General features: G+C 65.1%; 20 protein-coding genes and 1 tRNA gene. 10 read left to right on the top strand and 11 right to left on the bottom strand.

Going from position 1 to position 18,397, the window contains the following annotated elements:
- Positions 1 to 50 precede the first annotated feature (50 nt).
- The 6 genes from CBY09_RS18115 (at position 51) to CBY09_RS18140 (ending at position 5,537) form a co-directional block, all read left to right on the top strand.
- On the top strand, positions 51 to 941 hold the full coding sequence (locus CBY09_RS18115) for a phytanoyl-CoA dioxygenase family protein (protein ID WP_094290966.1): 891 nt from the start codon (positions 51 to 53) through the stop codon (positions 939 to 941).
- Between the two features lie 14 nt (positions 942 to 955).
- Positions 956 to 1,570: a HutD/Ves family protein gene (locus CBY09_RS18120; protein WP_205734173.1), complete on the top strand. Its 615-nt coding sequence runs from the start codon at positions 956 to 958 to the stop codon at positions 1,568 to 1,570.
- Between the two features lie 89 nt (positions 1,571 to 1,659).
- Positions 1,660 to 2,937 carry an imidazolonepropionase gene (gene hutI / locus CBY09_RS18125; protein ID WP_094290968.1) on the top strand — a complete coding sequence of 426 codons (1,278 nt, stop codon included), beginning with the start codon at positions 1,660 to 1,662 and terminating at the stop codon, positions 2,935 to 2,937.
- Complete coding sequence (locus CBY09_RS18130) at positions 2,934 to 4,346, top strand: formimidoylglutamate deiminase (RefSeq protein ID WP_094290969.1); 1,413 nt, start codon at positions 2,934 to 2,936, stop codon at positions 4,344 to 4,346. Before hutI ends, CBY09_RS18130 begins: the two co-directional genes overlap by 4 nt.
- A 38-nt stretch (positions 4,347 to 4,384) precedes the next feature.
- Positions 4,385 to 5,200 (top strand): N-formylglutamate deformylase, encoded by an 816-nt coding sequence (gene hutG, locus CBY09_RS18135; RefSeq protein ID WP_094290970.1) that lies wholly within the window; start codon positions 4,385 to 4,387, stop codon positions 5,198 to 5,200.
- A gap of 133 nt (positions 5,201 to 5,333) precedes the next feature.
- Positions 5,334 to 5,537 (top strand): hypothetical protein, encoded by a 204-nt coding sequence (locus tag CBY09_RS18140; RefSeq protein ID WP_094290971.1) that lies wholly within the window; start codon positions 5,334 to 5,336, stop codon positions 5,535 to 5,537.
- A gap of 44 nt (positions 5,538 to 5,581) precedes the next feature.
- Here CBY09_RS18140 and asd read toward each other — a convergent pair whose 3' ends face one another.
- From asd to CBY09_RS18170, 6 genes are all read right to left on the bottom strand, one after another.
- Positions 5,582 to 6,433, bottom strand: coding sequence for an archaetidylserine decarboxylase (asd, locus tag CBY09_RS18145; RefSeq protein ID WP_094290972.1), 852 nt, complete (start codon positions 6,431 to 6,433; stop codon positions 5,582 to 5,584).
- Positions 6,434 to 6,497: 64 nt separating this feature from the next.
- Positions 6,498 to 7,211: an ABC transporter ATP-binding protein gene (locus tag CBY09_RS18150; RefSeq protein ID WP_094290973.1), complete on the bottom strand. Its 714-nt coding sequence runs from the start codon at positions 7,209 to 7,211 to the stop codon at positions 6,498 to 6,500.
- A 1-nt stretch (position 7,212) separates the two neighbouring features.
- Positions 7,213 to 7,986: an ABC transporter ATP-binding protein gene (locus CBY09_RS18155; protein ID WP_094290974.1), complete on the bottom strand. Its 774-nt coding sequence runs from the start codon at positions 7,984 to 7,986 to the stop codon at positions 7,213 to 7,215.
- Positions 7,979 to 8,977 carry a branched-chain amino acid ABC transporter permease gene (locus tag CBY09_RS18160; RefSeq protein ID WP_094290975.1) on the bottom strand — a complete coding sequence of 333 codons (999 nt, stop codon included), beginning with the start codon at positions 8,975 to 8,977 and terminating at the stop codon, positions 7,979 to 7,981. The genes CBY09_RS18155 and CBY09_RS18160 overlap by 8 nt, the downstream gene beginning before the upstream one ends.
- 58 nt (positions 8,978 to 9,035) lie before the next feature.
- Positions 9,036 to 9,899, bottom strand: coding sequence for a branched-chain amino acid ABC transporter permease (locus CBY09_RS18165; protein WP_094290976.1), 864 nt, complete (start codon positions 9,897 to 9,899; stop codon positions 9,036 to 9,038).
- A gap of 114 nt (positions 9,900 to 10,013) precedes the next feature.
- Positions 10,014 to 11,201 (bottom strand): ABC transporter substrate-binding protein, encoded by a 1,188-nt coding sequence (locus tag CBY09_RS18170; RefSeq protein WP_094290977.1) that lies wholly within the window; start codon positions 11,199 to 11,201, stop codon positions 10,014 to 10,016.
- A gap of 467 nt (positions 11,202 to 11,668) precedes the next feature.
- Here CBY09_RS18170 and CBY09_RS18175 point away from each other — a divergent pair, with 467 nt between their 5' ends.
- The 4 genes from CBY09_RS18175 (at position 11,669) to CBY09_RS18190 (ending at position 14,611) form a co-directional block, all read left to right on the top strand.
- Positions 11,669 to 12,865, top strand: coding sequence for an HPP family protein (locus CBY09_RS18175; RefSeq protein WP_094290978.1), 1,197 nt, complete (start codon positions 11,669 to 11,671; stop codon positions 12,863 to 12,865).
- Between the two features lie 230 nt (positions 12,866 to 13,095).
- Complete coding sequence (gene infA / locus CBY09_RS18180) at positions 13,096 to 13,344, top strand: translation initiation factor IF-1 (protein WP_063460522.1); 249 nt, start codon at positions 13,096 to 13,098, stop codon at positions 13,342 to 13,344.
- A gap of 216 nt (positions 13,345 to 13,560) precedes the next feature.
- Positions 13,561 to 13,637 (top strand) — tRNA-Pro (locus CBY09_RS18185).
- A 161-nt stretch (positions 13,638 to 13,798) separates the two neighbouring features.
- Positions 13,799 to 14,611 (top strand): acetyltransferase domain-containing protein, encoded by an 813-nt coding sequence (locus CBY09_RS18190; RefSeq protein ID WP_094290979.1) that lies wholly within the window; start codon positions 13,799 to 13,801, stop codon positions 14,609 to 14,611.
- A 138-nt stretch (positions 14,612 to 14,749) separates the two neighbouring features.
- Here the strand turns inward: CBY09_RS18190 and CBY09_RS18195 are convergent, their stop codons facing one another.
- The 5 genes from CBY09_RS18195 to CBY09_RS18215 all read right to left on the bottom strand — a co-directional run bounded on the left by CBY09_RS18195 (position 14,750) and on the right by CBY09_RS18215 (position 18,343).
- Positions 14,750 to 15,535, bottom strand: a complete 786-nt coding sequence (locus tag CBY09_RS18195) for a peptidylprolyl isomerase (RefSeq protein ID WP_094290980.1) — start codon at positions 15,533 to 15,535, stop codon at positions 14,750 to 14,752.
- 68 nt (positions 15,536 to 15,603) lie between these two features.
- On the bottom strand, positions 15,604 to 15,870 hold the full coding sequence (locus CBY09_RS18200) for a BolA family protein (RefSeq protein ID WP_094290981.1): 267 nt from the start codon (positions 15,868 to 15,870) through the stop codon (positions 15,604 to 15,606).
- Positions 15,871 to 15,885: 15 nt separating this feature from the next.
- Positions 15,886 to 16,425: a septation protein A gene (locus tag CBY09_RS18205; RefSeq protein WP_094290982.1), complete on the bottom strand. Its 540-nt coding sequence runs from the start codon at positions 16,423 to 16,425 to the stop codon at positions 15,886 to 15,888.
- 23 nt (positions 16,426 to 16,448) lie between these two features.
- On the bottom strand, positions 16,449 to 16,862 hold the full coding sequence (msrB, locus tag CBY09_RS18210; protein ID WP_094290983.1) for a peptide-methionine (R)-S-oxide reductase MsrB: 414 nt from the start codon (positions 16,860 to 16,862) through the stop codon (positions 16,449 to 16,451).
- Complete coding sequence (locus CBY09_RS18215; RefSeq protein ID WP_094290984.1) at positions 16,859 to 18,343, bottom strand: protein adenylyltransferase SelO; 1,485 nt, start codon at positions 18,341 to 18,343, stop codon at positions 16,859 to 16,861. The genes msrB and CBY09_RS18215 overlap by 4 nt, the downstream gene beginning before the upstream one ends.
- Positions 18,344 to 18,397: the final 54 nt, after the last annotated feature.

The following is an 18,397-nucleotide window of genomic DNA, read 5'->3' on the forward strand; positions in this document are numbered from 1 at the left end:
GCTGGTGCACGACAACGTTGAACAAACAACACAACAGGAGACCAGCCCGCATGCCCCCGCTCTCACCTGCCTTGGACCCGCGCCTGCAGGAGCGCTTTCAACAACGCCTGCAGCAGCGCCTGAGCGCTGACGACATTGCGCGCTTTGACCGCGACGGCGCGCTGTGCATCAAACAGCTGCTCGCGCCCGAAGAAGTCGCGCTGCTGCGCGAGGGCATCGATGCCAACCTGGCCGCGCCCAGCCCGCGCGCCAAGGTGGCCAGCAGGCCCGATGACCCGGGCCGCTTCTTTGAGGATTTCTGCAACTGGCAGGACATTCCGCAGTTCGGCCGCTTTGTGCGCGAAACCCCGCTGGCCCTGGCCGCCCAGCGCCTCATGCAGTCGCGCACCGTGCGGCTGTATCACGACCATGTGCTGGTGAAGGAGCCGGGAACCCGCCAGCGCACGCCATGGCATCAGGACCAGCCGTACTACAACATCGACGGCGTGCAGAACATCAGCATGTGGATTCCGGTCGATCCGGTGTCCCGCGCTGCGACGCTGGAGTTTGTGGCCGGTTCGCACAAGGGACCGTGGCTCATGCCGCGCACTTTCATGGACAACCAGGCGAAGTGGTTCCCCGAAGGCAGCCTGCAGGACCTGCCCAATGTCGAGGCCGACCGTGCTGCATTTCCCATCGTGGGCTGGGAGATCGAGCCCGGCGACGTGGTGTGCTTTCACATGCTCACGCTGCATGCCGCCGGTGGAGTGGAGGGGCCCAACCGCCGCCGTGTGTTCTCGGTGCGCTTCCTGGGTGACGACACGCGCCATGCGCCCCGGCCATGGAAGACCTCGCCCGAGTTTCCAGGTCTGGCAGATGAGTTGCCCGCTGGCGCGGAGATGAACCATCCGCTGTTTCCGCTGCTGGTCGCGGACGCAGAACAGTCCACGGCCAATGGATGAGGGGCATGACAACGATGGCAATGCACTTTTTTGACCTGGCCACCACCCCCAGCATGCCCTGGAAAAACGGCGGCGGCAGCACGCAGGAGCTGGCCTGCTGGCCCCCGGGCGCCGACATGAACAGCTTTGAGTGGCGCGTGAGCCTGGCCACGGTGGACCGGCCCGGGCCGTTCTCCGTCTTCCCGGCCATCGACAGGCAGATCATGCTGCTGTCTGGCGACGGCCTGCATCTGCGCAGCCCGAGCTGGGAGCACCGGCTGGAGCCGCGCTGGCAGCCGTTTGCGTTTTCGGGCGATGACGCTGTGGATGGCGCCATGTTGGGCGGCACGTCCAAGGACTTCAACCTCATGTTGCGGCGAGGCCTGTGGCATGGGCCTCTGCAGGTGGTGAGCGATGCGCAGTCGCCCGGCGACGCGCCCGCAGGCCTGTGCCTGGTGCTGCAGGGCGATTGGCAGTGGGTGGCGCCGGGCGCCGGGCCGCGTGCGCTGGCGGCAGGGCAGGGCTTTTGGTGGGCGGGCGCGGGCGGTGCAACGCCGGGCCAACTGGAGCCGTTGCATGCAGGGGCCGACGCCGATGCGCCCGCACTGGTCTGGATCGCCTTGCAGCGCGGTGCAGCTCCCAAAATTTGAATAAAAATGGCCGCCACCGCCTGATGGACAAGCGCTGGTAGCTATTATTTGTATAGCATTCAACACGGAGCCCACGGGTGGGCAGGCAGATGCAACACATGGACAACCACGGCCACCCGAACGGGGCGGCCGCCAGCCAGAACGCCGATGGCGTGTGGCACAACCTGAAACCCGCGCCCGGCCTGTGGGCGGCCGACGTGGCAGTGCCTGAGGGCCAATCGGCCTGCGTGGTGGTGCAGCAAGGCCAGATGGCCTGGGTGGGGCCCGAGGCGCAGTTGCCCGCCGCTTACCAGGCATTGCCGCGCCACGATGCGCGGGGCGCGCTCGCCACCCCCGGGCTGGTGGACTGCCACACGCACCTGGTCTACGGCGGCCAGCGTGCCAACGAATTCGCCATGCGCCTGGCCGGTGCCACGTACGAAGAAGTGGCCAAGGCGGGCGGGGGCATTGTGTCGTCGGTCAAGGCCACGCGTGCGGCGTCGGAAGACGAGCTTTTTGCCCAGGCCGTGCCGCGCCTGCAGGCCCTGCTGGCCGAGGGCGTATGTGCCATCGAGATCAAATCGGGCTACGGCCTGGCGCTGGAACATGAGCGCAAACAGCTGCGCGTGGCCCGCCGTCTGGGCGAGGCGTTTGGCGTGACGGTGCGCACCACCTTCCTGGGCGCGCACGCGCTGCCGCCCGAGTACGCAGGCCGCAGCCAAGCCTATGTCGATCTGGTCTGCAACGAGATGCTGCCCGCGCTGGCCGCCGAGGGCCTGGTGGATGCGGTGGATGTGTTCTGCGAACGCATCGCCTTCACGCTGGCGGAGACTGAGCAGGTCTTCCAGGCTGCGAAAAAGCTCGGCATTCCCGTCAAGCTGCATGCCGAGCAGCTGTCGGACATGGGCGGATCGGCGCTGGCCGCGCGCTATGGCGCACTGTCGTGCGACCACATCGAGCACCTGTCGGCCGACGGCATCGCTGCCATGAAAGCCGCAGGCACCGTGGCCGTGCTGCTGCCGGGCGCTTACTACACGCTGCGCGAGACGCACCTGCCGCCCATCGCACAGCTGCGCGAGGCGGGCGTGCCCATGGCGGTGTCCACCGACCACAACCCGGGCACCTCGCCCGCGCTCAGCCTGCTGCTCATGGCCAACATGGCCTGCACGCTGTTCCGCCTGACGGTGCCCGAGGCGCTGGCGGGTATCACCACCCATGCGGCACGCGCGCTGGGCTTGCAAGATTCCCACGGCCTCATCGCATCGGGCCGACCCGCCAACTTCGTGCTGTGGCCTGTGGGCGAGGCGGCCGAGCTGGCCTACTGGTTTGGCCACAAGCCCGCCGGCACCATCGTGCGGCAGGGGCGCATCCACGGAGTCATGCCATGAGCGAGCCGCTTGAACGCCAACTTTTCGCTGCCGATGCCTTGCTGCCCACCGGCTGGGCGCGCGATGTGCTCGTCGCGTGGGATGGGGCAGGGCGCATTACCACCATCACGCCCAACGCGCAGCCCAACGGCGCCGCAGTGGCCACCGGCCCGCTGCTGCCCGGCATGCCCAACCTGCATTCGCACGCCTTCCAGCGCGCGTTTGCGGGCCTCACGGAATACCGGGGGGAAAGCCAGGACAGCTTCTGGAGCTGGCGCAACCTGATGTACCGCTTTGCCGCGCGCATCACGCCCGAATCGCTGGAGGCCATTGCCACCTGGCTGTATGTGGAGATGCTGGAGGCGGGCTACACCAGCGTGTGCGAGTTCCACTACGTGCACCACGGCCAGGACGGCCGCCCCTATGCCGATGACGCCACACTGTCGCTGGCGCTGCTGCGTGCGGCGAAGAGCGCGGGCATCGGCATCACGCTGCTGCCGGTGCTGTACCAGACCAGCGGTTTTGGCGCCAAGCCGCCGCGTGCCGACCAGGCGCGCTTTGTCCGCAGCACCGACAACATGCTCTCCTTATTGGAGCGCCTTGCGCCCGCTACACGGGCGCTGGGCGGCATTCTGGGCCTGGCCCCGCATTCACTGCGCGCCGTGCCGCCGGACAGCCTGGCCGCCGCCGTACAGGGCCTCACGGCGTTGAACCCCCAGGCCCCCATCCACATCCACATTGCCGAGCAGACGCAGGAAGTGGATGACTGCATCGCCTGGAGCGGCCAGCGCCCCGTGCAGTGGCTGCTGGAACATGCCCCCGTGGATGAACGCTGGTGCCTGGTGCATGCCACGCACATGACGCCGCAGGAATACGCCGACGCCGCGTGCACGGGGGCTGTGGCCGGTATCTGCCCCACCACCGAGGCCAACCTGGGCGACGGCATCTTCGACATGCCGCTGTGGCTGCAGCATGGCGGCCGCTGGGGTGTGGGCTCGGACAGCCACGCCTGCGTGAATGCCGCCGAGGAGCTGCTGATGCTCGAATACGGCCAGCGCCTGTCGCTGCGCCAGCGCAATGTGCTGGCCAGCAGCACCCAGGCCGAGGTGGCCACGGCCATGACCCTGCAGGCGGTGCAGGGCGGGGCGCAGGCGTCTGGCCGCTCACCCGGCGGCATGGCGGGCCCTGCAGGCCTGGCGGTTGGTCAGCAGGCCGACATGGTGGCGCTGGATGCGCAGCATGTGGCTCTGGCGGGTCTGCCTGCGCCCAGCATGTTGTCGTCCCATGTGTTCGGCAGCCACCGTACCTCGGCCATCGACAGCCTGTGGGTCGCGGGCGTGTTGCGGGTGGCGCAGGGCCGCCATGCATTGCACGAAACGGCTGCGCAGGCCTTTGTGGCGGCGCGCTCCACCACCATTGCGGCTGGTTGACTTCCCCCTGTTCTTTGACTCCATCCACGGTGCCATCCATGACCACCCCACCCCCACCCTTCACCTTTCACCAGGGCACGCAGCCGCTGCTGATCTCCATGCCCCATGCAGGCACCTATGTGCCGCCGCAGCTCGCCGCGCGCTTCACCGATGAAGCCCGCCAGGTGCCCGACACCGACTGGCACATGGAGCGCCTGTATGCGTTCGCGAAAGACATGGGGGCCTCCATCCTCGTGGCCACGCATTCGCGCTACGTGGTGGATCTGAACCGCCCGCCCGATGGCGCGAGCCTGTACCCCGGCCAGAGCGTCACCGGCCTGTGCCCTGTGGACACCTTTGACGACACGCCCATCTACGCGCAGGGCGACGTGCCCGATGAAGCCGAAATCGCCGCGCGCCGCGAGGCGGTATGGGCGCCGTACCACGCGCAACTGCGTGCCGAGCTGGACCGCATCCGCGCGCAGCATGGCGTGGCGGTGCTGTGGGACGCGCACTCCATCCGCTCGGTGCTGCCGCGCTTTTTTGAGGGCAAGCTGCCCGACCTGAACCTGGGTACGGCCGATGGCGCCAGCTGTGACCCGGCGCTGGCGCAGGCGCTGCTGGCCATTGCGCAGTCGGCGCCGGGCTACACCGGTGTGCTCAATGGCCGCTTCAAGGGCGGTCACATCACGCGCCACTACGGCCAGCCCGCACAGAACATCCACGCGGTGCAACTGGAGATGACGCAGTGCAGCTACATGCAGGAGGCCTTGCCTTTTGACTACCTGCCCGAGGTGGCGGCCGGGGTGCAACCGCACCTGGAGCGGTTGCTGAAGGCGGCGCTCGGGTTTGCGCGGGCGCAAACCCCGGGCTGATCTGTCTCTGGCTTTACCTTCCGACAGCGCGGTAGGGTCAGGGATCGGTGCTAGGATGGGGTGAGCAGCCTCAGTTTTGTGCGGGCTGCGCGGTGTGCCACGCGGCCACCTGTGCGGAAGGAGCCGCATCCTTATGGAAACTGCGGCTTATTACTACATGCCCTTGTTCAAGCCTGGCGCCGTCGTCCAACTGGGGGGCAGCCGTGAAACGGTGAGCCATGTGGTGGTGCGGCGCGGTGGCCTGTTGGTGCACCTGGTGGGGCGCGATGTCCCCGTGCACCCTGACACACTCTGGCTGGAGCCCAGTGCGTTTCAGCTGAGCCGGGTGCCCGAGTAAGGCCCGCGCACTGCTGCCGGGCAACCCGGTAGCAAGCTCTCCCGTCAGCCAGCCGCCCGCTGTGCCATCGCCTCACCCAGCTGAATGGGCCGTGCGGGCGCCCACTGGGGGTTGAACTGCAGCGGCCCCTTTGGGAACAGCATCACCACAGTGGAGCCCAGCAGAAAGCGCCCCATCTCTTCGCCCTTTTGCAGGCTGACCTGGCCTGGTGCGTAGTCCCACTGGCGCAGCGTGCCGGGGCGCGGCGGGTTCACCTGGCCGTGCCACACGGTGGCCATGCTGCCCACGATGGTGGCGCCCACCAGCACCAGCACAAACGGGCCCTGGGCCGATTCAAAAAAACACACCACGCGCTCGTTGCGCGCAAACAGCCCGGGCACGCCGCGTGCCGTGGTGGGGTTCACCGAAAACAGGTCGCCTGGCACATGCACCATGCGCGTGAGCTCACCCGCGCAAGGCATGTGGATGCGGTGGTAGTCGCGCGGGCTCAGGTACAGCGTGGCGAAGTAGCCGTCATCAAAACGGGCTGCGGCAGCGGCGTCGCCACCCACCAGGGCGGTGGTGGAGTAGGTGTGCCCCTTGGCCTGGAAGACCTGGTCTTTGGCGATGGGCCCGAACTGGCTGATGGCGCCGTCCACGGGGCAGATCAGGTCGGCGTCGGCAAGCGGCCGCGCGCCGTCTTTCAGTGCGCGCGTGAAGAAGTCATTGAAGCTGGCGTAGCTGGCGATGTCGGGGTTGGCCGCCTCGCCCATGTTCACGTTGTAGCGGCCCACAAACCAGCGGATCACCGAGGCGGTGAGGCCGCCCAGCCGGGCCGATGCGAATTTGCCGGCCAGGGTGGTCAGTGCCTGTTTGGGCAGGAGGTATTGCGGCAGAACTGCCAGGCGATCAGACACGGGCGAACCCCTCGAAGACGAAAGCGGATGATTCTATCGGCGCGGGCGGGCATCGCCCGCACGGTCACACCCCGAGGTATTGGTCCAGTAGCGCGGGCTGCGCGTGCAGCGCGTCCGAGCTGCCTTCAAACACCACCTGGCCCTTGACCAGGATGATGTTGCGGTCGGTGATTTGCGTGACATGTTTCCAGTTCTTGTCCACGATCACGCTGCTGATGCCGCTGTCCTTGATCAGGCTGCAGATGCGCCAGATCTCGCGCGCGATGAGCGGCGCCAGCCCTTCGGTGGCTTCGTCGAGGATCAGCACATCGGGGTTGGTCATCAGCGCGCGGCCGATGGTCAGCATCTGCTGCTCGCCACCACTGAGCTGCTGGCCGCCATGGCCCAGGCGCTCCTTCAGGCGCGGGAAGGTCTCCAGCACGCGCTCGTAAGTCCAGTCGCGCTGGCCGCGCGTGCCCGCACGTGCGGCCATCTGCAAATTCTCGACCACGCTGAGGTTGCCAAAGATGCCACGGCCTTCGGGCACGTAGGCAATGCCGAGGCGAGCGACCTCGTAGGGCGGCTTGCCCGTCACGTCGCGGCCCGCCACGGCCACGCTGCCCGAGCGGGGCTTGACCAGGCCCATCAGCGACTTGAGCAGGGTGCTTTTGCCCATGCCGTTGCGGCCCATGAGACCGATGGTCTCGCCCTGGCCCACGGTGAAGTCAATGCCGTGCAGGATGTGGCTGCTGCCGTAGAAGGTGTGGATGCCTTTGGCATCGATCCATGGAGTGGTCATCTCAGTGGTCCTCGCCCAGGTAGGCGGCCTGCACCGTGGCATCGGCGCGCACCTCGGGCGGTGTGCCGTGCGCAATCACCTCGCCGTTGACCATCACGGTCAGGCGGTCGGCCAGCGCGAACACGGCGTCCATGTCGTGCTCCACCAGCATGATGGCGTGCGCGGGCTTGAGGCGCTGCAGCAGGTCCACCATGCGCTCGGCCTCGGCCACGCCCATGCCGGCCAGGGGCTCGTCGAGCAGCAGCACCTGGGGCTCGGTGGCCAGGGTCATGGCGATCTCCAGCTGGCGTTGCTCGCCGTGGCTCATGGCACCGGCAATCGCTGTGCGCCGGTCTTTGAGGCCAGACAGCTCGATAGCGCTTTCCAGACGTGCGCTGGTAGCTCTGTTTTTGATAGTGGCTGCACGGGTGTCCTGCCACCAGCGCAGCGGGTTCCAGGGCTGCTGCGCATCGCGCGACTGGGCAGCCAGTCGCACGTTCTCGTGCACCGTGAGCGGCAGGAAGATGTTGGTCTTCTGGTAGCTGCGGCCCAGGCCCTGGCGTGAGATGCGCTCAGGCGCCCAGCCGGTCACATCGGTGCCGCCCAGCAGCACGGTGCCCGAGGTGGGCGGCAGGTCGCCAGAGAGCAGGTTGGTCAGCGTGGATTTGCCCGCACCGTTGGGGCCGATCACGGCATGGATCTGGCCGCGCCAGAGGTCCACAGAGACGCCATTGACGGCGGCCAGACCGCCGAAGCGCTTGGTGAGCTGGCGGGCAGAGAGCAGGGCGTCAGCCATGGTGAGAATCCTCTTGCGCTTTGCCAGTCCGGCGCTGCCCCAGCATGCCCAGCAGCCCGCGCGGTGCGGCCACCACCACCAGCACGATGAAGCCGCCCATCAGCAGCTGCCAGTGTTTGGTGATGTCCTTGAACACATGCAGCAGATACTCAAAGGCGAAGGCGCCGACGATGGCCCCCGCAAAATTGCCCATGCCGCCCAGGATGATCATCATGATGGCGTGGGCGCTCATGTGAAAACCCATCAGCTCCGGGTTCACATAGCCGGTCTGCGCGCCCCACAGGTAGCCCGCCAGCCCCGCCAGTGCGCCCGCCACGGTAAACGCCGTGAGCTTGTAGCCCTGGGTGCCGAAACCCATCGCGCGCATGCGGTGCTCATTGATGCGAATGCCCGCGAGCGCCCGGCCCAGCGGGCTCCAGAGCAGGCGGCGCAGCAGCATGTAGACGATGACCACCAGCGCCAGCGTGAAGTAGTAGAAGGTCTTGCGGCCCTCCAGGTCGAACGGTAGCCAGCCAAAAATGGAGGCGTCGGGCCGGAAGTTGATGTACAGCCCGTCCGAGCCGCCCAGCGCCTTGTTGTCGAAGAACAGATAGAACACCATCTGGGCAAATGCCATGGTGACCATGATGAAGTAGATGCCGTGGGTGCGCACCACAAAGAAACCGATGACCAGGGCCGCCAGCGCAGCGCCCGCCACCGCCAGCGGCAGCGTCCACCACAGGCTCACGGGCGCGTCGGCCGGAGTGAGGAAGGCCAGTGCATAGCCCGCCACACCAAAGTAGGCAGCGTGGCCCAGCGACACCAGGCCGGTCACGCCCTGCAGCAGATCCAGGCTCATCGCAAAGATGGCCATGATCATCATGCGGGTGACCATTTGTACGTAGAAGTCGCTGCCGACCACGGGGAACAGCAGCAGCGCAGCCAGCCCCAGCGCGAGGGCGAACTGCACGCTGCGCGGCAGCACTTCGATATTGGCGCGGGGGGTGCTCATGAGGGGCTGCCGGGCTGGGAGGCGTATGACATGCGCGAAGTGACAAGCATGGGGGTCATCATTGTTTGAAAAGACCTTCGGGTTTCCACAGCAGCACCGCCGCCATCAGCATGTAGACCAGCATCCCGGCCACCTGCGGTAAAAGCACCTTGCCGAACGTATCGACAAAGCCCACCAGCAGCGCAGCAATGAGCGCACCGCGTACCGAGCCGATGCCACCAATCACCACCACCACAAAGCACATGATGAGGACCGACGAGCCCATGTTGGGGTAGACGCTGGACACCGGCGCCGCCACCATGCCCGCCACCGCCGCCAGGCCCACGCCCAGCGCAAACACGATGGCATGGATGAGCTTGATGTTCACGCCCAGGGACTCGGCCATGTCGCGGTTGAAGGCACCCGCGCGGATCTTCATGCCCAGGCGGGTTTTGGAGATCAGCAGATACAGCGCCACGGCCAGCGCAATGCACACACCCGAGATGAACAGCCGGTAGACCGGGTAGGAGAGGGTGTCGGTGAGCGGAATGGACCAGTCCAGCATCTGGGGGATGGGTACGCCATGTACATCATCGCCCCACAGGATGGAGCGCAGCTCTTCAAAGATGTAGATCAGCCCGAAGGTCAGCAGCACCTGGTCCAGGTGGTCGCGGTGGTAGAAGTGGCGGAACAGCAGCCATTCGAGCGCCAGCCCGAAGACCACCGACAGCAGCGCTCCCCCCACGATGGCCAGCGCCAGGCTGCCGAAATGCCCCGACAGCGAATAAGCGAGGTAGGCCCCCAGCATGTAGAAGCTGCCGTGCGCCAGATTCACTACGCCCATGATCCCGAAGATCAGCGTGAGGCCGGCCGCCAGCATGAACAGCAGCAGGCCGTACTGCACGCTGTTGAGCAACTGGATCAGGAAGGTGGCGAAGTCCATCGGGTGCCGTGGTTGGGGTGCAGAAGATCAGGCTGTTCGGCGCGAAGCCGACAGCAGGGCGCCCGGCACGGTGGCCGGGCGGGTGGATGGAGGGTGTGCTCCGCTTTCAGCGGGTCAGCCCATGCGGCAGCCAGCGCCACTGTCGGCCAGTGCCTTGGCGGCCACGCCGATCACCTTGTTTTCCTTGTTCTCCACCTGGCGCAAGTAGATGTCCTGCACGGGGTTGTGGGCCTTGCTCATGGTCCACTTGCCGCGCGGGCTGTCGATGGTGGCGCTTTCCATGGCCTTGATGATCGCGGGCTTGGCGGAGAAGTCACCTTTCACCGCATTGGCGCCTTGCACCAGCAGCAGGCCGGTGTCGTAGCCCTGCACGGCGTACACATCGGGCTGGCTGCGGAAGGTCTTGGCGTATTCCAGGCGGAACTGCTTGTTGCGCGGCGTGTCCAGCGAGTCGCTGTAGTGCATGGTGGTGATGATGCCTTCGGCGGCAGGGCCTGCGGCTTCAAGCACCCCTTCGGTCAGGAAGCCCGAGCCATACAGCGGGATCTTGTCCTTGAGGCCTGCCGCAGCGTAGTCGCGGATGAACTTGGCCGCGCCGCCACCGGCAAAGAAGCAGGCCACGGCATCGGGCTTGAGGGCGGCGATCTCGGTGAGCAGCGCCTGGAATTCGACGTTGGGGAAGGGCAGGCCCAGCTCCTTCACGATGGTGCCGCCCGCAGCGGTGTAGCTTTGCTTGAAGCCTTCAAAGGCCTCGTCACCGGCCGCGTACTTCCAGGTGATCCACACGGCCTTCTTGTGGCCCTTTTCGACCATGGCCTTGCCCAGTGCCAACGTGGGCTGGGAGTTGCTGAATGAGGTGCGGAACACGTTGGGGGCGCACAGGGCGCGGGTGGCGGCATGCACGCCAGCGTTGGGGATGAGGTTGAGCACGCCGGTGTCGCGCGCCACCTTCTGGATGCCCATCTGCACGCCCGAGTGCACGGTGCCGATCAACACATCCACCTTGTCGCGCTGCACCAGCTTGCTGGCGTTTTCCACGCCCTTGCTGGGCTCTGACTCATCGTCTACCTTGAACCACTCGATTTCGCGCCCGCCCAGCTTGCCGCCTTGCTGGTCGATCGCCAGGCGTACGCCGTTCTCGATGGCCACGCCCAGCTGGGCAAATGTGCCGGTGTAGGGCAGCATGAAACCCACACGCACCTTGCCGCTTTGGGCGCGCACGATGGAGGGCAGCAGCAGCCCAGTGGATGCTGCGCCCACAAGGGCGGCGCTGCGGCTGATGACGAGGCGGCGGGTGGTCATGGGATGGATCTCCTTTGTTTAGGCTTAAAGTAATTTACTTCAAGCATTCCGTGGTGAATACCTATGGGTTACCCGTACCGGAGCGGACAGGTCATGCCGTACCAGTGCAACAGAGGTCACGATTGTTGATCGCAGCACGACCTGTAAATCGAGGAGACAGGACGTTGGGCATGGAAAAAACAAGCATGAATTAAAGTGCATTTATTTGGTGTTTATGCAGTATAGATCATGATTTTGTGACCATGCTGGATGTTTGGAGCTGCTCGTATCAGTAGTTTCGAGCATAGGTAGCCCCTCCCTGTCCGTGGTGAATGGCGCAACTGAAGGGCGGTGGTGTGGGGGCTTGTGAGGCCCGGGTCTTGCTTTATTGCGATCTCGGCGACACTCAAGGGCTACGGCGCAGCGCACTCCTTGGGTGCCGATGGTTTTGCTGCCGAATGGGGCGCGGCTGCGCTTCCTCTTTGCCCATGTCTTTTTCCGTTCCCCCATCCCCGTCTTCTTCGTCGCTGCCAGCACGTAAGCGCATGGCCCGCTGGCTGCGCCATTTCTGGCCTGCACCACTGGGCATTGACGGCCGCGAGCGGGTGCGCTTTATCGCGGGGGCGGTGGTCGGTGTGTTGTTGACCGCCTGGCTGAGTCGCTGGTGGGCGGGTGGCGGCAGCGCAGGGCCCTGGATGGTGGCCTCACTCGGAGCCAGTGCGGTGCTGGTGTTCGGCATGCCGTCGAGCCCGCTGGCCCAGCCCTGGCCTGTGCTGGGCGGCAGCACGTTGTCTGCTCTGGTGGGCGGGCTCTGTGCGGCGCTGATTCCCGATCCCGTGTGGGCGGGGGCGGTGGCTGTGGGGCTGGCCATTGCGCTCATGGTGCCGCTGCGCTGCCTGCACCCACCGGGCGGTGCCATGGCGCTGTATGTGGTGCTCACCTCAGGCGATGGCTGGCACCTGGCGGCGTTTCCGATTCTGTTCAACGTGGTGGTGCTGCTGGTGACTGCGGTGGTCTACAACGGTCTGACCGGGCGCCGCTACCCCCACCCGCAGCGTATGGTGGCGCGCACCGACGTGGTCCAGGGCCCCTTCACGGCATCGGACGTGGATGCGGCGCTGGCGCACTACAACCAGGTGCTGGACGTGAGCCGCGCCGATCTGGAGGGGTTGCTGCACCTGGCAGGCCGCGCCGCGTTTCAGCGGACGCTGGGGGAGGTGCGCTGTTCGGACATCATGTCCCGGCCTCCGCTGGCGGTGGAGGCAGGAGTCTCGCTGAAGGAGGCGTGGGCCCTGATGCGTACCGAGCAGATCAAGGCACTGCCCGTGGTGGATACGCAGCGTCTGGTGGTGGGCATCGTGACCGTGGCGGACTTCATGCGCCTGGCCAACCTGGATGTGCATGAAGGCCTGGGACAGCGCCTGCGCACCCTGGTCATGGGGCGCGGCGGCCAGCCGCAGAGCGTGGGGGAAATCATGTCCCACCCCGTGCAGGTAGCCCGCGTGGAGCAGCACGCCATGGATCTGGTGCCACTGTTTTCCCAAGGGGGCCACCACCACATCCCCATCGTGGATGCAGATGATCGCCTGGTGGGCGTGATTACTCAGACGGATCTTGTGCGTACGCTGGCCCTGGCTGTGCAGGGGCGTGATGGCCAGCCCGCTACCGCCCAAACGGGCCGATAGGCACAACAGGGCGCATCGCGGTACAATCGACAGGCTTTGCACAGCGCTTTTGCCTGTCCATTGAAGCCGTCTCCCCCGGCCGTCTGCCTGATCTGCGCCCCGGGTGCAGCGACTCCCACCGCCCGCAATGCAACGTGTGTCGAGCACCGACCACGTCGTAACTGCCGTGGTGAATGCACCAAGCGTTCAGGCGCTGATCGCAGAATTTTAGTTTTGAAGAGATAACGAACATGGCCAAAGAAGAACTCATTGAAATGCAAGGCTCCGTGACGGAAGTCTTGCCCGACTCGCGCTTTCGCGTCACGCTGGACAACGGCCATCAACTGATCGCCTACACCGGCGGCAAGATGCGCAAGCACCACATCCGCATCCTGGCGGGTGACAAGGTGTCCCTGGAAATGTCGCCCTACGACCTGACCAAGGGCCGCATCACCTTCCGCCATCTGGCTGGCCGTGGCCCCGGCCCGAGCAGCCGCTAAACCATCGGCTGGTGTGATTCCTTGGTTTCATCGATTTCATTGGTCTTTTTCAGCCTGAAGGGCTGACCCGTTTCTTGTTGTTCTCTCGTCCTCGCACGGCTTTGCCAGGGGCTGTGGATTTTCGGTTTGTTGGGGTGCCTGCCGCTTTTTAAAAAAATGAAAAAAGCAGGCATCGAACCAAAAAACAGGAAATTGGCGGGTTAGAATACGAGCTGTCGGAGCGTAGCGCAGCCTGGTAGCGCATCTGCTTTGGGAGCAGAGGGTCGCGAGTTCGAATCCCGCCGCTCCGACCAATGTTTGAAGGCCTTGCAGCATGTGCTGCAAGGCCTTTTTTCTTGCCTCTTGTAATGCTGGGCAAGTGGGGGCAGGGGCAAACGTCCTTACCATCGGGGCGTCCCGGATGGCGCCGAAGCCTGGGGCGCATCCGTCCAATCGCCGCCCGACCGGTCACGCCATGAAACGTCCTCTGCCTGTCTCCCCGTCTTCTGCTTCAAGCCCATGGGCGGGGACCCCGACCACCACCGGCCAGCGCTATGACGCGGTGGATTCCCTGCGGGGAGTGGCGATGGTGTGGATGACCGCCTTCCACTTCTGTTTTGACCTGAGCCATTTTGGTTTCTGGCCACAGAACTTCCGTGTGGACCCGTTCTGGACCGCGCAGCGCACGGTCATCGTGAGCCTTTTTCTTTTCTGCGCGGGGCTGGGGCAGGCCATAGCCTGGCACCAGGGGCAGGGGTGGCAGCGTTTCGGGCGCCGCTGGATGCAGATCGCAGGCTGCGCGCTGTTGGTGACGCTGGGCTCGTTTGCCATGTTTCCGCAGAGCTTCATCTACTTCGGGGTTTTGCATGGCATGGCTGTGATGCTGCTCATTGCCCGGTGCACAGCCAACTGGGGGCGCTGGCTGTGGCTGGCGGGGCTGGTGGCAGTGGCCTTGCCGTTCCTGGCGCAGCATCTGTTGGTGGGCAGTTGGGTGGAGGCGGCACCCTGGTTCAACGGCCGGTCCCTCAACTGGCTGGGTCTGGTATCCCGCAAGCCTTTCACCGAAGACTACGTGCCCGTTTTCCCTTGGTTGGGCGTGATGTGGTGGGGGCTGGCTGCAGGCCAGTGGATGCTGTCCCTCCGGTCGGTGCTGCTGTGGCGGCCATTGCCTGGCATCGTTCGACCCTTGTCGGTTCTGGGGCGCTGGAGCCTGAGTTACTACATGCTTCACCAACCGGTGATGATTGGTTTGTTGATGGCGGTGGCCTGGTGGCTGGGTAGGCCGTAGGCGCCGACTGGCTCACGGAAATAACATGCGGCTCTGCGGATGAACTGCCGGTAGAGACCGTTTCCTGCGGACATAAAAAAACGCGGCCTGGGCCGCGTTTTTTTGGGGGGCATCCCTGCGGATGCCGGTCTGGCCCGATTACTCGACCTTGGCCTTGGCGCGCAGGTCTTCCTGGAACTTTGCCAGTTTTTGCTGCTGCAGTTGTTGCGCCACTTGGGGCTTGACTTCTTCCAGCTTGGGCAGCTGGGCCTGGCGCACATCGTCCAGGCGGATCACGTGCCAGCCAAACTGGCTCTTCACGGGCGCATCGGTCATCTTGCCCTTTTCGAGCTTGACCAGGGCTTCGGTGAACTCGCTCACGTAGCTGGCAGGGTTGGCCCAGTCCAGGTCGCCACCCTTGGCGCCGGAGCCTGGATCCTTGGACTGCTTCTTGGCGATGTCTTCGAACTTGGCGCCCTTCTTGATGGACGCGATGATGGCCTTGGCGTCGGCTTCCTTCTCCACCAGGATGTGGCTGGCCTTGTATTCCTTGCCGCCGTTGGCTGCCACGAACTTGTCGTATTCGGCCTGGATTTCGGCGTCGGTCACCGGGTTGGTCTTCTGGTAGTCGGCGAACAGTTCGCGGATCAGGATGCTCTGGCGGGCCAGTTCCATCTGGGCCTTGTAGTCGGCCGAGGCTTCCAAGCCGCGCTTTTGGGCTTCCTGCATGAAGATTTCGCGGGCGATCACTTCTTCCTTGATCTGGCCTTCGATGTCGGGCGTCACAGGGCGGCCCGAGCGTTCCACCTGCTGCTTGAGCGCCTCAACGCGCTCTTTCGGCACGGCCTTGCCGTTGACGATGGCAACGTTCTGGGCGGAAGCGGGCAGGGCCATCGTGCCCAGCACGGCAGCGGCCACGAGGCCGGACAGGAGCTGTTTCTTCATGCGGAATCCAAAAAATGAGAGGTTGTTTGTGCCAGCTGAAATCCGGCGAGTTGCTATCTGAGGCCGGTTCAGAGAACTTCAATGGCGAGGGCGTGGACGCCTTGGTCAATAAATTCTTGCAGCGCATCATACACAAGGCGGTGTTGCGCCACGCGCGGCTTGCCTGTAAACAAAGGTGACGAAATGCGGACCCGGAAATGCGTGCCAAAACCGGTGCCGTTGGCCCCAGCGTGGCCCGCGTGGGCGGCGCTTTCGTCCAGCACTTCGAGGACGTCAGGGGCCAGCCGCTGGGTGAGGGCCTGGTGCATCTGCTGGGCGATGGAAAGGTCGATCATGGCAATCCCCCTGGCTCAGGCCGCAGGCTCGTCGCCCTTGAGGTGCGGCGCGATGTAGATACCCTGGCCGATCAGGAAGACCAGCGGGAAGGCATAGCCCCAGAGCTTGAAGTCCACCCATGCTTCGGTGCTGAAGTTGACCACCACATAGGCGTTGATGGCGGACATGAAGGCGCAGTAAACGATCCACGCCACGTTCAGCCGTAGCCACACCTGGTCGGGCAGGTCCAGCTGGCTGCCCAGCAGCATCTTGAGGAAGTTCTTCTTCATCACCCACAGGGCCACGGCCAGCGCGAGGGACATGGCGCCGTACAGCACCGTGGGCTTCCACTTGATGAAGCGGTCGTCCTGCAGCACCAGCGTGAGCGTGCCGAACAACAGGATGAGCACCAGCGTGGCCTTGTGCATGGTCTGCAGGCGACGGTCGATCGCGTAGATCAGGCCCATCTGCACCACCGTGGCGGCCATGAGCACGGCGGTGCCCACATAGATGCCATAGAACTTGTAGGCCCCGAAAAACAGCAGGATGGGGAAGAAGTCGATCAGGATTTTCATGGGGTCGGGGACATTCTCGGCGGTCAGCCCTTGTCGGATTCGAAGTCGAGCGACGCGGAGTTCATGCAATAGCGCAGGCCGGTAGGAGCCGGGCCATCTTCAAAAACGTGGCCCAGGTGGGCCCCGCATTGTGCACACACCGTCTCGGTGCGGACCATGCCGTGGCTGCGGTCCACGATTTCGGTGATGGCGCCGGGGATAGCCTGGGAGAAGCTGGGCCAGCCGCAGCCCGCGTCGAACTTGGTGTCCGAATCAAACAGCTTGGAACCGCAGCAGATGCAGTGGTAGCTGCCATCGGCCCAGTGGGTTTCGTACTTGCCGGTGAAGGGGCGCTCGGTGGCGGCGTGGCGTGTGACCTGGAACGCCACAGGCTCGGCGCCTTTCTCGCGCAGCACGGCTTGCCATTCGGCGTCGGTCTTCTGGATGGGATGGGTCATGATGAACAGCTGATCTCGATGGAAGACGCCCAGTCGGGCGGGAAGGCTGCGTAGGCATCGTGGCCGGGGTGCTCATCGAACGGGCGCTCCAGCAGCCGCTGCAGGGTTTGGAGTTCGCTGAAGTCACCAAGTTTCGCCGCACGGATGGCCTGCTCGCCCAGGTGGTTGCGCAGCACGAATTTGGGGTTGGTTTTGAGCATCAAATTGGCCGCTTCCGAGCGACCATAATGCCTTTGTAGCTCTGAATACGATAGCAACCACGCGTCCCACGCCGCGCGGTCGGCAAACAGGTCGCGCACTGGCTCGAAATCGCCGTTGCCCACGGCGTGTGAGAGTCGACGCCAGAAGATGGTGTAGTCCACGCCATTTTTCGCAAGCAGCAGCAAGATGCCGTCGATCAGCGTGGCATCTTGTTCGTGCTCGGCGGTCAGGCCCAGCTTGGCGCGCATGCGGGCCATGAACTCCTGCGGGAACACGGCCTTGTAAGACTCCAGCGCTGCCTTGGCCAGTTCCTCGTCGCCGATCAGTGGCAGCAGCGCCTGCGCCAGGCAAAACAGGTTCCAGTACGCCACGTTGGGCTGGCGGTTGTAGGCATAGCGGCCCTGGGTATCGCTGTGGTTGCACACGTGGCCAGGCACGAAGGCGTCCATAAACTGGAACGGGCCGTAGTCGATCGTGAGGCCCAGGATGCTCATGTTGTCGGTGTTCATCACCCCATGGCAAAAGCCCACGGCCTGCCACTGGGCCATGAGGCGCGCGGTCCGTTCACTCACGGCCTGCAGCAGCGCCGCATAGGCATTGCCACTGAATTCGGTGGTGCCCCGGCATTCGGGGTAGTAGCGGTCGATGACATAGTCGGCCAGCGCTTGCAGCGGGGCTTCCTGGCCGTTGGCGGCAAAGTGCTCAAAGTGGCCAAAGCGCACAAAACTGGGGGCCACGCGCGTGACCACGGCGGCGGTCTCGATTTCTTCGCGTCGCACCGGCGCTGGCGAGCCGGTGATGCACAGCGCGCGCGAGGTGGGAATGCCCAGGCCGTGCATGGCCTCGCTGCACAGGAACTCGCGGATGCTGGAGCGCAGCACTGCGCGGCCGTCCCCCATGCGGGAGTAGGGCGTGCGGCCCGCGCCCTTGAGCTGGATTTCGTGGCCATTGGCCGTCTCGCCGAGCAGAATGGCCCGGCCGTCGCCCAGTTGCCCGGCCCAGACGCCGAACTGGTGGCCGCTGTACACGCTGGCCAGGGGGCGCGAGCCCGCCAGCAGCGTGTTGCCGGTGAAGGCCTGCAGCGCTTCGTCACGGCCCAGCCAGGAGGGGTCGAGCCCGATCAGCCGTGCCACATCGGGGCTGGTGCCCACCCAGTGGGGGGCGGGCAGGGGAGTGGGGCGCAGTTCGGTGTAGAAGGCGGGGCCCAGGTCGGCGAAGCGGTGGTTCCAGGCCAGTCCCAGGTCGGCGGCGGTTTCGCTGTGGTCGGCACTCAGGTTCATGGTCGCAATTGTCTCGCACCGTGGATGGCACAAGGCGGACAAGGCCATGAGGCT

Origin of the sequence: Acidovorax kalamii, from assembly GCF_002245625.1 — a bacterium.
GTDB lineage: Bacteria > Pseudomonadota > Gammaproteobacteria > Burkholderiales > Burkholderiaceae_C > Acidovorax > Acidovorax kalamii.